This is a genomic window from Gemmatimonadota bacterium, from assembly GCA_041390105.1.
Classification (GTDB): Bacteria; Gemmatimonadota; Gemmatimonadetes; order Longimicrobiales; family Gaopeijiaceae; genus JAGQIF01.
On record JAWKQO010000002.1, the window covers coordinates 206736 to 219378 of the forward strand.

Genomic DNA, 12643 nt, shown 5'->3' on the forward strand with positions numbered 1-12643 from the left:
GGGGTTGGGCGCCCGATTACGCTGGTAGAGGCGAAGGGGTCGAACCTGTCCGTGGTCGATCCGTCCTTCCGCCGCTCGGGAGCCGGTAGCATGCGCATCTACGCCAAGATCCTGTCACTGGTCGTCTTCGCCCTGCTGCTGAGGCCGGCCCCCGCCGACGCTCAGCTCCGCCGGCTCCGCGACGCAGCCCGCCGAGCCGCCGAACGCGAGACCAGCTCGATCGTGGACCGGTTGGTCACCAATGCGATTCGGTGCGCGGTGAACGACCCCAGCTGTGCCGAGAAGGCCAAGTCGGACGGCAAGGAGGTCATCTACGTCGATGACGACGGCGAGATCATCACGGACGACGATGGCGTGCCCATTACGGATCGTGACGCAGCGGCTGCCCGGGCCCCCGCGTCCGAGGCGCCGGGCGAGGGGATCTGGATCAACTACGACTACGTGCCCGGCGACCGCATCGTCTTCTACGACGACTACCAGTTCGACCGCGTCGGTGATTTTCCGCGCCGCTGGGAGCTGGTGAGCGGGAACTGGGACGTGGTGGAGAAGGGAGAGCTCCGCTACCTGCGGGGAACCTCGAGCGGCGCGGTGAAGGTTCCCCTGCCCGAGACCCTTCCGGACCGCTTCACCATCGAGTTCGACGTCAGCATCCAGCACGGCAACGCGTACGTGTACCTGACCTCGGCGCCGGCGTTCTTCGGGGCCGACCGATCGTTCGCAGGGTCGGCCATCGGCGTGCGTTTCCGCGAAGCTGGGATCCGGCCCATGCAGAATCAGGGGCCGGAGGTGAGCACCACGCTCGATCATCGCTTCGAGCGATCCGGCACGGCTCCGTTCCGCATCATGGCCGACGGCGACTACATGAAGGTCTATCTGGGAGACCAGCGCGTCGCCAACGTGCCCAACGCCGTCTTTCCGCGCACGGACCAGCTCTACCTCAGCACCTCCTCCGCCAGCGAGGGCCAGCCCACGTTGATCGGGCCGATTCGCATCGCTGCGGGGGGGCTCGACCTGTACTCCCGCCTGGACGCGGATGGCCGCGTCTCCACACAGGGCATCCTCTTCGCGGTGAACAGCGACCGGATCCGCCCCGAGTCCACTCCCACCTTGGAAGAGATCGGCACCATGCTGGCCGATCATCCGGAGCTCCGCATCGCCATCGAGGGACACACCGATGCCGACGGCGAGGACGCCTACAACCAGGAGCTCTCGGAGCGCCGGGCTCAGGCGGTCAAGGCGTTCCTGGTCGAGCACTACGACATCGCATCGGATCGCCTGGAGGCGGCCGGGTACGGTGAGTCGCGGCCGGTCGCCGACAACGCCACGCCTGAAGGCAAACAGCAGAATCGGCGAGTGGACCTTGTGCGACTGCCCTGAAGTGGCTCGGCCCCAACAGGTTCCTCGTCACCGGCCCTCAGCCGGCGCGGGCTAGTTCCCGCGGATGTACGTCTTCCCTCCGGCGATCAGCCCGCCACCCTGCAGGGTGTAGTCGTAGACGGCTCGGCCCTGCTCGCTGGTGACCACGATGGCGTTCCCGATCACCGTGTAGGTGCCTCGTGCGTCGCCACCGCCCAGGCTCGACGCGGTCGAGTACGAACCCTCACTGGAGCGCGAGCTGGACGCGCCCACATAGGACGACGACGTGAACTCGAAGGATCCCCGACCGTCGAAGGACACTGTCTCCTCGTAGGACCGCGCGTAGGAGCCGCTGTTGGCGATGCTGGGAGACGAGCTGCCCGAGTAGTAGGTCCAGCGCCCGGCCAGCGCCGCCACGGCCGCCTGGTTGGTGGTGGGTGCTTCGATGCGGACGGCCCCCACCAGGTGGTCCAGCTCCGCCTTGAGGGACGCGAACTGATCCGACTGCGCCAGCAGGACCATCCCCAGCGAGGTGCCGTGCTCGCTCAACACCGTGACGGAACGCCCCAGCGCGCGCTGACCCGTGGACGGGCTGAACAGATCGTATTCACCGACGATGGCGCTACGACCGGAGACCGACGTCGGATGCAGGTCGGTGGTGGGCTGTCCCTGCAGCCCCAGCGCGCTGCCCAGCGCGATGAGGTCGTTCTGGATCTCGGCCGGTGTGGCGCTGACGCCGGGAGCCGCGAAGAGCGTGGCCGTTCCGGCGGGATTCTGGAAGACCCGCACCCGGCCCTCCGCCCGGACCAGCGACCAGCCCTCTGGGATCGGGTAGCGGACGTTCCAGCCCTGGATGGTCTGCATTTCGCCGATGCCCTGGCCCGTAGCGGGTGACGGAGCGGCGAGGGCCGCGGCGGTGATGGCGACAGCGAGGCGGCGATGCATGGGTTCAATCCGGCTGTGGAAGCGAGTCGCGTTGAAGCCAAGAAGCGAGGAGAGGCTGGCGCCGCCTGTCGGCGTGCCGCTGCCAGGAGTGGCGAGATCGGCGGGCGGGCGGGGTCACGCCGCCGATCTCGGTGCGCTGCGGTTCGCCCGGGCGCCGGTCCAGCGCCGCTGGAGAACCGAAGCGCTTTCGGGATCGAGGCCCGACCGGCAGGTTGGCGGACCAGCCCGCGCGGGGACAGCGGCCGGCGACGGTCGTCGGTCCCGGCTCGCCCACGGACCGATCCACGGAGCCCACCATGCCTCGTCGTTTGCTCAGCCACCCGCGCGCAGGACTCCGCGCTCTGCTTCCCGCCTGCTTGGTCGCCATCGCCGGCCTGCTGGGTGGCTCACCCGCCGCCGCCCAGAACATGGACGACGTTCAGATCACCACCACACGCGTCGCCGACGGCGTCTATATGCTGATGGGGCAGGGCGGCAACATCGGGCTGTCCGTGGGGCCGGACGGCGCGTTCGTGATCGACGACCAGTTCGCTCCGCTCACGGAGAAGATCCTGCGGGCCATTGCCGGCGTCACCTCCGAACCCGTGCGCTTCGTGTTCAACACGCACTGGCACGGCGATCACACCGGCGGCAACGAGAACATGGGTGAGGCAGGCGCGCTCATCGTGGCGCACGAGAACGTGCGCCAGCGCATGAGCGTGGAGCAGGTCCTCGAGCGGATCGGCCGCCCGGTCAGCACCACACCCGCCTCCCCAGAGGGCGCCCTGCCGGTGGTGACGTTCACCGAAGAGGTGAGCTTCCACATCAACGGCGACGAGCTGCACGCCTTCCACGTCGCCAATGCCCATACGGACGGGGATGCCATCGTGCACTTCGTGGGGGCCAATGTGGTGCACATGGGTGACACCTTCTTCCGCGACCGCTTTCCCTTCATCGATACGGCGAGCGGGGGCTCGATCGACGGTGTGATCGCGGCGGCCGGTGCGGCGCTCGCGGTGATGGACGCCAACACGCAGGTGATCCCCGGCCACGGTGCGTTGTCCACCCGGGTGGACCTGCAGAACTACCGGGACGCGCTCAAGAGCATGCGCGACGCCGTGGCGGGGATGATGGAGCGGGGCATGTCACTCGAGCAGATGCAGGCCGCCCGGCCACTGCGCGCGCAGGCGGAGCGCTGGGGCCAGGACCAGGCCGCGGAGGAGTCGTTCGTGGCCACGATCCACCATGGCTTGGGAGGACGCTGAACCGGGTGGAATCGCCCCCCCCGTCCGGTCGTATGGCAGAGCAGTTGAGCGGGCGGCGCTGAGCCTTTGTCAGGCGGAGCCCGCGCCCACGCGCCTGGAGGTCCGATGCCACTCGATCGACGCCAATGGCTTCGCCGCGCCGCAGCGGGCGCCGCCACGCTGTGGCTCGACCCCCGCCGCCTCGGCGCCCAGGAGGCGAGTCAGCGCATGCGCGCCATCCCGTCCACGGGCGAGGAGCTTCCCGTGGTGGGCCTGGGCAGCGCCCGCACGTTCAGCGTCTCCTGGGGCGGCGCTGAGCTCGACGCCCTGCGGGAAGTGCTCCGTCTCTTTCATGAAGGGGGCGGCCGCCTGTTCGACACCGCACCGACGTACGGTGGTGCCGAGGCGGTCTCGGGTCGGTTGGCGCGGGAGCTGGAGATCCACCGGGGTCTGTTCTTCGCCACCAAGATCTCGACGGGAGGTGGACGGCGTGCGGCCGTCGCGCAGGAGCAGGGCTCGCTGGAGACGTGGGGCCGGGAGGTCATCGACCTGAACCAGGTGCACAACCTCCTCGATGTCCGGGAGCATCTGCCCTATCTGCGCGAGGAGAAGGAGGCGGGGCGGGTGCGCTACATCGGCGTCACCACGTCGCGCATCCCGCAGCACGACGCCACCGAGGCCGTTCTACGCCGCGAGCCGATGGACTTCGTGCAGTTGAACTACTCGCTGGGTGAGCGCCAGGCCGCGGACCGGTTGCTCCCCCTGGCCCTGGATCGCGGTCTCGCCGTGATCGTCAACGAGCCCTTCAACGCCGGTGGCCTGTTCCGCGCCGTGCGCGGCCAATCCCTGCCGGAATGGGCCGCCGAGTTCGACTGCGCGAGCTGGGGGCAGTTCTTCCTCAAGTACATCCTCTCGCACCCTGCCGTGACCGTGGTCATCCCGGCCACCGGCGACCCCGAGCACCTCCTCGACAACATGGGCGCGGGGCTGGGGCGCTTGCCGGACGCGGAGATGCGGAGACGGATGGAGGCGTTCTTCGACGGGCTGTAGGGACCTGCTGGGACTCGCCCGCCCGTGTCCGGTGCGGGGCGCGCTGACGCGTCCTCAGCCCTTCCAGACTTCTCCGAACAGACGCACCCAGTTCCCGCCGATCACCTTCTCGATGATGCGGTCGTTGTGCCCGCGGCTCGACAGGCGGTCGGCGATCATCTCCATGCGGCGATGCGAGTTCAAGTCTGGCACCGTGAACAGGACGTCCGGGTCTTCGGCGGGTGCCGCGATCCCGGCGGCCAGGCGGCCGGACACGAACTCGCGGTGCTTGGACCAGTACTCGTCCGACCCGTCGATGGGCGTGATGGAGAGGTCGCTACCGATCCCCACGTGGTCTTCACCACACACCTGCAGCGCGTGCTCGATGTGGGCGATGACGTCGTCCCCGGTGGGCACGCGCCCGGGGGAGAGGAAGGGCATCAGATAGATCCCCACCACGCCGCCCCCTTGGGCGGCGGCGCGCAGCTCCTCGTCATCCTTGGAGCGGGGGTGAGGCGCCACGGCGTTGCAGCCGGTATGCGTGATGCCCACCGGCACGCGCGACGCCGCGATACCTTCCGCGGTGGTGCGCTTGCCGCAGTGCGAAAGATCGACGATCGATCCCAGCTCATTCAGCCGCTCGACCACCTGCCGACCGAAGGTGCTGAGGCCGGCGTTGCCCGGTTCCAGGCACCCGTCGCCCACCAGGTTGCGCACGTTGTAGGTGAGCTGCACCACCCGCACCCCCATCTCGTGGAAGACGTCCACACGGGAGAGGTCTCCTTCGTAGGGGGTGGTGTCCTGGAAGCCCAGCACGATGCCCACCTGACCGCCCGCCTTGGCCTGGTGCAGCTGCTCCACCGTGCGCACCATGTGGAACACATCCGGCCACTTCTCCACGTTGGTGAACCAGGGCGACATGCGTCGGAGCGTGTTCACCGTATCCCCGGCGCTCACGGTGACGTTCATGGCGGTGATGCCCGAGGTACGGGCGTTGTTCACCATGACGTCGTCCAGCGGTGGGTTCTCCGGATAGTTGAAGTAGCCGGGGCTTCCCAGGAAATCGATCACCATGGCGTCGTCGTAGCCCGGCCACAGCGGCCTCACGGAGGTCCTGCCGCGGGGTGTAGCACCGTCCGGCATTGCCCCCAACAACGACGGAGTGACGCCCGCCGCGGCGGCGTAGCGGATGAAGTCTCGGCGGGGCACGGTCATGGCGGTTCTCCCGTATCGTGGCAGACCACGAGAGTGCGGCAGAAGGGCAGGCGGCGCCAGGCCTCCGGAACACGTCCCCAGCGCGAGGGTCGTTAGCGCGTACGAGGGTCTGCGCCGTTCCCGCATCAATACGAGTGGAGGTCGCCGATGGAGGTTCGCGTCCTGGGCCGCACGGGGATCCGCGTGTCGGCGTTGGCTCTCGGTACCGCGAACTTCGCCGACCCCACCCCGGAGGCCGAGGCCCGCCTGATCCTGGATCGCGCCATCGACGCTGGGATCAACCTGATCGACACCGGAGACAGCTACGGCGGGGGAGAGGCCGAGCGCATCATCGGTCGGGCCCTCAAGGCGAACGGCCGCCGACAGCAGGTGGTTGTCTCGACCAAGGTGTTCCCGCCGACCGGGCCGGGCCCCAACGATCGGGGGAACTCCCGGCTGCACATCCTGCGCGCCTGCCACGAGTCTCTCCAGCGTCTGCAGACCGACTACATCGATCTGTATTTCCTCCATCGGTTCGATCCGGACACGCACCCCGAGGAGACCCTGCGCGCCCTGGACGATCTGGTCCGGGAGGGGAAGGTTCGCTACGTCGCCTGCTCCACCTTTCCGGCCTGGCGGGTGATGGAGGCGTTGGCCATCAGCGAGCGGCGCGGGTACGCACGCCTCTGCTGTGAGCAGCCGCCGTACAACCTCTTGGACCGCCGCATCGAGAACGAGCTGCTTCCGCTCTGTCGGGAGCACCAGCTCGGGGTGCTGGTCTGGGCGCCGATCGCCCAGGGCGTGTTGGCCGGTCGCTATGCGAACGCGGCCGCGCTCCCCGAGGGATCCAGGGCGCGCTCGCGCGGCGGGATCTACGCGGAGCGGGTCACGGCAGAGGGGATCGCAGTGGGCAACCGGTTCGTGGCGTTGGCCAGGGAGACCGGGATGTCGCCGATCCAGCTTGCCGTGCTCTGGGCCAAGGACCAGCCCGGCGTCACGGCACCGCTGATCGGGCCGCGCACCGCGGCGCACCTGGAGGACTACCTGCCCGTCGGGGACATGCGGCTGAGCGACGAAGTGCGCCGCGCCTGTGACGATCTGGTGCCGCCCGGCACCATGGTGGTCAACTTCCACAATTCGGCGGGCTGGGGGGCGGGAAGCCGGACGTTGGGGGTGGCGGACCGGAACTGAGCGCGGCGGGCAGGAGATCCAAGGGGGGACGGTCTCTGGCCCCTGGCCCCCGTCATCCCCACACTGCATCCGACAGGGCCTGAGCCTCTCCGGCCATCGACGAGCTCTTCACGAGGCGACTTCCGTGCGCGCGCTCATTCAGCCATCGGCACTCGTACTCATTCTGCTGGCCTCCTGGGGAACGGCTGCTTCGGCGCAGTCTCCCGAACTCTGGGCCGACATGCACTGGCGCTCCATCGGTCCCACGCGGGCCGGGCGGACCCGCGCGCTCGACGGAGTCGCCAGTCAGCCCAACGTCTTCTATGTCGGCTTCGACAATGGCGGCGTCTGGCGCTCCACCGACTACGGCTCGAACTGGGAGCCGCTCTTCGACGCCCAGCCGACCGGTTCCATCGGTGCGATCGCGGTGGCTCCCTCGAATCCGGACATCATCTACGTGGGGAGCGGCGGGGGCATCATCCGCCCGGACCTGTCTACCGGGGACGGGATGTACAAGTCCACCGACGCCGGTGCGACCTGGACGCACCTGGGGCTGCGGGACAGCCAGATGATCGCCGATGTGGTGGTGGACCCGAACGATCCCGATCGGCTGTTCGTGGCCGTGCTGGGACACCCGTACGGGCCCAATGAGGAGCGTGGGATCTACCGGTCCACGGATGGGGGCCAGACCTTCGAGCAGGTGCTCTACCGCGACGCCTACACGAGCGGGAACGACGTCCTGCTGGATCCGTCGAACCCGAACACGGTCTACGCGACGCTCTGGGAGCAGCAGCAAGGGTTCCAGGAAGGTGCCGCCTTCGGAGGCGCGGGCACCAGCATCTACAAGTCGACCGACGGTGGTACGACGTGGCGCCCCCTGAGCGAGGGCCTTCCCAACGTGATCCAGGCGAACCTCGCGCTGGCGCCGAGCAACCCGCGACTCCTGTACGCCATGGTGGCGGGTACGCCGCGAGGGCAGCCGGTCACCAGCACCACGGGGATCGTGGGACTCTACAAGTCCGTGGACGGCGGCGAGAGTTGGACGGCGGTCGACGTACCGGAGGGTCCCATGGGTGCCGCGACGCCCCACGTGGACACGCGGCCGTTGGCGCGCATCGGAGGCGGTGACCTCCCGACCATCACCGTGGATCCGCAGCAGGAGAACGTCCTCTACAGCGCCACGGTGGTGATGTGGCGTAGCGACGATGGCGGCGTCCATTGGACCGCGGTGCGGGGTGCCTACGGCGGGGACGACTACCAGAAGATCTGGATCAACCCGAACGACCCCAAGATCATCCTGGCGGTCTCGGACCAGGGCGCCGTGATCTCCGCCAATCGGGGTGTCTCCTGGAGCAACTGGTACACGCAGCCCACCGCGGCCATCTACCACGTCACTGCGGACAACGCCTTCCCCTACCGCCTGTGTGGCGGCCAGCAGGACTCGGGTTCCGCGTGCGTGAAGAGCCGCTCCGACGACGGGATGATCACGTTCCACGACTGGCACCCCGTGAACATCCAGGAGTACGGCATCGCCGCCCCGGATCCGCGCGATCCCGACCTGGTCTTCGGGAGCGCCCGCACCGACGTCTCGCTGTACAACCGGAGAACGGGCCAGACGACGAGCGTGGGCCCGGAGATGGGTCCGCGCGGTGGCCCGTTCAATCGCGACGTGCGCACGATGCCGATCCTGTGGTCGCCCGTGGATCCGGACCTGCTCTTCTATACGTCCAACGTGGTGTGGAAGACCCGGGACCGCGGTCAGAGCTGGGAGCGCATCAGCCCGGATCTGGCCCGGCAGACCTGGGAGGTTCCCACCTCAGCGGGCCGCTACGCGTCCAGCGTCACGCCTCGGCCGCTGGGCACGATCACGGCCCTTTCGGCCTCGCCACTGGACGTCGACATCCTCTGGGCAGGCACCGACGACGGCAACATCCAGACGACGAGCGACGGCGGGGCACACTGGTCCAACGTGACGCCGCCCGCGATCCGGCCCTGGACACGCATCTTCAACATCGAGGCCGGCCACTTCGATGTGGGCACGGCCTACGCTGCGGCCAATACGATGCGGATCGACGACATGAATCCGCACTTCTGGCGCACCCACGACGGCGGCCGCACCTGGGTGGAGATCAACCGGGGGATCGCGCCGGGAGCGGTGGCCAACTCCATCCGCGAGGATCCACGCACACCGGGGCTGCTCTATGCCGCGACGGAGACGCAGGTGTGGGTCTCCTTCGACGACGGTGATCAGTGGCACTCGCTGCGCCTGGACATGCCGGCCGTCTCGGTCCGCGATATCAAGGTGAAGGACGACAGCACCTGCCTGTGCTCCGACCTCGTGGCCGGCACGCACGGTCGGGGCTTCTGGATCCTCGACAATGTGACGCCCCTGCGTCAGGCGGTGGAGGCCGCGTCGGCGGAGCGCGCCTATCTGTTCGAGCCCGCCACAGCGGTGCGCGTGCGCTTCGGCACGAACGATCCCACGGAGTGGACACCCGAGCTTCCCCACGGCGAGAACCCTCTGCCTGGGGGCATCATCGACTACTGGCTCGCCGCCGACGCCGCCGGTCCCGTCACGTTGGACGTGCTGGACGGTGGTGGAACGGTCATCCGCTCGTACTCGAGCGACGATCCCAGGCTGGAACCCGACCCCGCGCTCGATCCCGCGGGCTACGACCGGATCTGCCAGGAAGATCCGACGGCACCGAATTGCCGTGTGCCACTCTACTGGCCCGCACCGCAGATGGTGCTGAGCACCCGACGGGGAATGCACCGCTTCTCGTGGGACCTGCGCTACGAGCCCCTGGGTGACGAGCCCAGGGCCGGGGGCGGGGCCACGGGGGCCGTACCGGGGCACACGTATCCGCGGGTGGACGCTCCCTGGGCGCCCCCGGGGCGCTACACGGTCCGTCTCCGCGTGGGCGGCCAGGAACACACGCGTCCCCTGACGCTCCGTCTCGATCCTCGCGTGACGACTGCGGCCGCCGACCTCCAGCGCGTGGCCACCCTTTCGCGGGAGATGTGGGAGGCGGCCACGGAGGCGCACACGGAGTACGGGCGGGCCCGCGCGCTGCTCGATCGACTGGGTGGGGTCCAGGGTCAGCAGGCGGCTTCCCTGCGCACCGAGCTCGCCACCCTGGCACCGGAGGCCCGGAGCGGCGGCGGAGGCTTCTTCCGCGGCCCGGCCGGCCCACCCGATCTGAGCACGATCGGCGGTGTACTCATGGGCGCGGCCCTCGCGATGCAAGAGGCGGAGGTGCCGGCCACGGCCCGCCAGATTGCCGCCTGTGACGAGGCGCGCGCGCAGGCGCGTGACATCCTGGCTCGCTGGCGTGCGCTGGAGACCTCTGCGCGCCGCCTGACGGGTGGACCGTAGATCGGGCGCGGGCGGCGCTTCGCGCGACGATCTCCGCTTCCGTTACCCGAACTGAGACCCTTCACTCCATGAGCACGCCCATGACCCGCACCGTCCGAACGCTGCGCCTCGCAACGCTGCTCCTGATCGCGGCGCCGTGGGCGGCCGCGGCCCAGCAGAACGCCGGCCAGCTCTCGCTCGACCGCATCTTCAACTCGGGCGAGTTCGCGTCCGACCGCTTCGGACCGGTGCGCTGGCTGGTGGACGGGTCTGGATACACCACCGTCGAGGTGTCGCCTCGCGTGCGTGGCTACGACATCGTCCGCTACGAACCGGGGTCCGGTGCCCGCGCGGTGTTGGTGGCCGCCGAGCGGTTGATCCCGACGGGGAGCCGGGCGCCTCTGATCCTGGAGGACTACGAGTGGTCGGACGACGGCAGCAAACTCCTGGTGTACACCAACTCCGAGCGCGTCTGGCGCGTGAACTCGCGCGGCGACTACTGGGTCTTGGACCTCCAGTCGGGGAAGCTGCAGAAGCTCGGTGGAGACGCGCCGGCCTCCACGTTGATGTTCGCCAAGTTCTCCCACCAGGCCGACCGGGTGGCCTACGTGCGTCAGAACGACATCTACGTGGAGCGCCTGGAGGACGGACAGATCACCAAGCTGACCGAAGGCGGGTCCCCGACGCTGATCAACGGCACCTTCGACTGGGCTTACGAGGAGGAGTTCGGCATCCGGGACGGCTTCCGTTGGAGTCCGGACGGTACCCGGATCGCCTACTGGCAACTGGATTCCAGCGGCGTGAAGGAGTTCCTGCTGGTCAACGACACCGACTCCCTGTACCCGATCGTCACGCGTCTGCCCTATCCCAAGGTGGGCGAGGTTCTGTCTGCGGCCCGCGTGGGAGTGGTTCCCGCCGCCGGTGGCGCGACCGTGTGGGCGCAGCTGCAGGGCGATCCCCGCAACAACTACATCGCCCGCATGGAGTGGGCCGCCAATTCGGAGCAGTACACCGTCCAGTATCTGAACCGGCCGCAGAACACCAATCAGCTGGTCATGGTGGCGGCCGCCACCGGTGCGGTCCAGACCATCTACACGGATGAGGATCCAGCCTGGGTGGACGCGGTAGACGACATGCGGTGGATGGACGGTGGCGCCCGCTTCACCTGGGTGAGCGAGAAGGACGGGTGGCGGCATGTCTACGTGGTGTCCCGGGACGGACAGGAGCAGCTCATCACGCCCTGGCCTCTGGATGTGGTGAACATCGAGCTGATCGACGACCGCGGTGGCTGGCTGTACTTCATCGCGTCCCCCGACAACGCCACCCAGCGCTATCTGTACCGTTCGCGACTGGACGGGCGGGGAGAGCCACAGCGCCTCACGCCCGAGCAGTACCCGGGCTGGAACTCCTATCAGCTCTCCCAGGACGGGAGTTGGGCGTTCCAGACCTATTCGGCCTTCTCCCTCCCGTCCACGGTGCGGCTGGTCTCGCTTCCGGATCACCGGTCCGTGCGCACGATGGTGGACAACGCCGCGCTCAAGGAGACGGTCGCCGCGCTGGACCGCGGCGAGTCGGAATTCTTCCAGGTCACCACCGAGGAAGGGGTGGTGATGGACGGCTGGATCATGAAGCCGCCGCACTTCGATCCCGCGCGCAAGTATCCGCTGCTGTTCTACGTCTACGGCGAACCGGCCGCGCAGACGGTGACCGACAGCTGGGGTGGTAGCCGGTACCTGTGGCACTTGATGCTCACGCAACAGGGCTACCTGGTGGCCAGCGTCGAGAATCGAGGCACTCCCGCACCTCGAGGACGTGAATGGCGCAAGTCCGTGCACGGCGAGATCGGTACGCTGGCCTCACGCGATCAGGCGGGGGCGGCGCGCGTCATCCGGGACTGGGACTTCGTGGATGCGGAGCGCATCGGCATCTGGGGATGGAGCGGAGGTGGCTCCATGACGCTCAACATGATGTTCCGCTCTCCGGACATCTACCGGACCGGCATGTCGGTGGCACCGGTGCCCGATCAGCGCCTCTATGACGCCATTTACCAGGAGCGCTACTCCGGCGTGCTGCCGGACTTCGCCGACGGCTATCAGCGCGGCTCACCCATCACGCACGTGGATGGTCTGCGCGGCAACCTGCTGCTGGTCCACGGCAGCGGCGACGACAACGTGCACTATCAGGGATCCGAACGCCTCATCAACGCGATGATCGAGCGCGGCAAGGTGTTCACCATGATGACCTATCCCAACCGGACCCACGGCATCTACGAGGGCCCCGGCACCACGCTGCACCTCTACAACCTGCTGACCCGCTATCTGAAGGAGAACCTGCCGGCGGGGCCGGGGCCGGTGTCGTAGGAAAGCTCCGC

At 68.5% G+C, this 12643-nt stretch carries 8 protein-coding genes; 6 read left to right on the forward strand and 2 right to left on the reverse strand.

Annotation, left to right across the window (positions count from 1 at the left end; translation table 11 throughout):
* Positions 1-90 precede the first annotated feature (90 nt).
* Positions 91-1377, forward strand: coding sequence for an OmpA family protein (locus R3E10_10195; GenBank protein ID MEZ4416120.1), 1287 nt, complete (start codon positions 91-93; stop codon positions 1375-1377).
* 51 nt (positions 1378-1428) lie between these two features.
* Here R3E10_10195 and R3E10_10200 read toward each other — a convergent pair whose 3' ends face one another.
* Positions 1429-2301: a hypothetical protein gene (locus R3E10_10200; protein MEZ4416121.1), complete on the reverse strand. Its 873-nt coding sequence runs from the start codon at positions 2299-2301 to the stop codon at positions 1429-1431.
* A gap of 296 nt (positions 2302-2597) precedes the next feature.
* Here R3E10_10200 and R3E10_10205 point away from each other — a divergent pair, with 296 nt between their 5' ends.
* Positions 2598-3545, forward strand: a complete 948-nt coding sequence (locus tag R3E10_10205; GenBank protein MEZ4416122.1) for an MBL fold metallo-hydrolase — start codon at positions 2598-2600, stop codon at positions 3543-3545.
* 105 nt (positions 3546-3650) lie between these two features.
* Positions 3651-4574 carry an aldo/keto reductase gene (locus R3E10_10210; GenBank protein ID MEZ4416123.1) on the forward strand — a complete coding sequence of 308 codons (924 nt, stop codon included), beginning with the start codon at positions 3651-3653 and terminating at the stop codon, positions 4572-4574.
* A gap of 54 nt (positions 4575-4628) precedes the next feature.
* Here R3E10_10210 and R3E10_10215 read toward each other — a convergent pair whose 3' ends face one another.
* Positions 4629-5768 carry a membrane dipeptidase gene (locus R3E10_10215; protein ID MEZ4416124.1) on the reverse strand — a complete coding sequence of 380 codons (1140 nt, stop codon included), beginning with the start codon at positions 5766-5768 and terminating at the stop codon, positions 4629-4631.
* A 147-nt stretch (positions 5769-5915) separates the two neighbouring features.
* Here R3E10_10215 and R3E10_10220 point away from each other — a divergent pair, with 147 nt between their 5' ends.
* The 3 genes from R3E10_10220 to R3E10_10230 all read left to right on the forward strand — a co-directional run bounded on the left by R3E10_10220 (position 5916) and on the right by R3E10_10230 (position 12632).
* A complete protein-coding gene (locus tag R3E10_10220; GenBank protein MEZ4416125.1) occupies positions 5916-6938 on the forward strand; it encodes an aldo/keto reductase in 1023 nt (340 codons plus the stop codon).
* A 124-nt stretch (positions 6939-7062) separates the two neighbouring features.
* Positions 7063-10293: a glycoside hydrolase gene (locus R3E10_10225; GenBank protein MEZ4416126.1), complete on the forward strand. Its 3231-nt coding sequence runs from the start codon at positions 7063-7065 to the stop codon at positions 10291-10293.
* An 80-nt stretch (positions 10294-10373) separates the two neighbouring features.
* Positions 10374-12632: a S9 family peptidase gene (locus R3E10_10230; GenBank protein ID MEZ4416127.1), complete on the forward strand. Its 2259-nt coding sequence runs from the start codon at positions 10374-10376 to the stop codon at positions 12630-12632.
* Positions 12633-12643: the final 11 nt, after the last annotated feature.

Bases quoted from the DNA above. Each gene is read 5' to 3' on its own strand.
- R3E10_10230 (MEZ4416127.1), top strand. From the start codon at position 10,374: ATGACCCGCACCGTCCGAACGCTGCGCCTCGCAACGCTGCTCCTGATC.
- R3E10_10215 (MEZ4416124.1), bottom strand. From the start codon at position 5,768: ATGACCGTGCCCCGCCGAGACTTCATCCGCTACGCCGCCGCGGCGGGC.
- R3E10_10210 (MEZ4416123.1), top strand. From the start codon at position 3,651: ATGCCACTCGATCGACGCCAATGGCTTCGCCGCGCCGCAGCGGGCGCC.
- R3E10_10200 (MEZ4416121.1), bottom strand. From the start codon at position 2,301: ATGCATCGCCGCCTCGCTGTCGCCATCACCGCCGCGGCCCTCGCCGCT.
- R3E10_10220 (MEZ4416125.1), top strand. From the start codon at position 5,916: ATGGAGGTTCGCGTCCTGGGCCGCACGGGGATCCGCGTGTCGGCGTTG.
- R3E10_10205 (MEZ4416122.1), top strand. From the start codon at position 2,598: ATGCCTCGTCGTTTGCTCAGCCACCCGCGCGCAGGACTCCGCGCTCTG.
- R3E10_10195 (MEZ4416120.1), top strand. From the start codon at position 91: ATGCGCATCTACGCCAAGATCCTGTCACTGGTCGTCTTCGCCCTGCTG.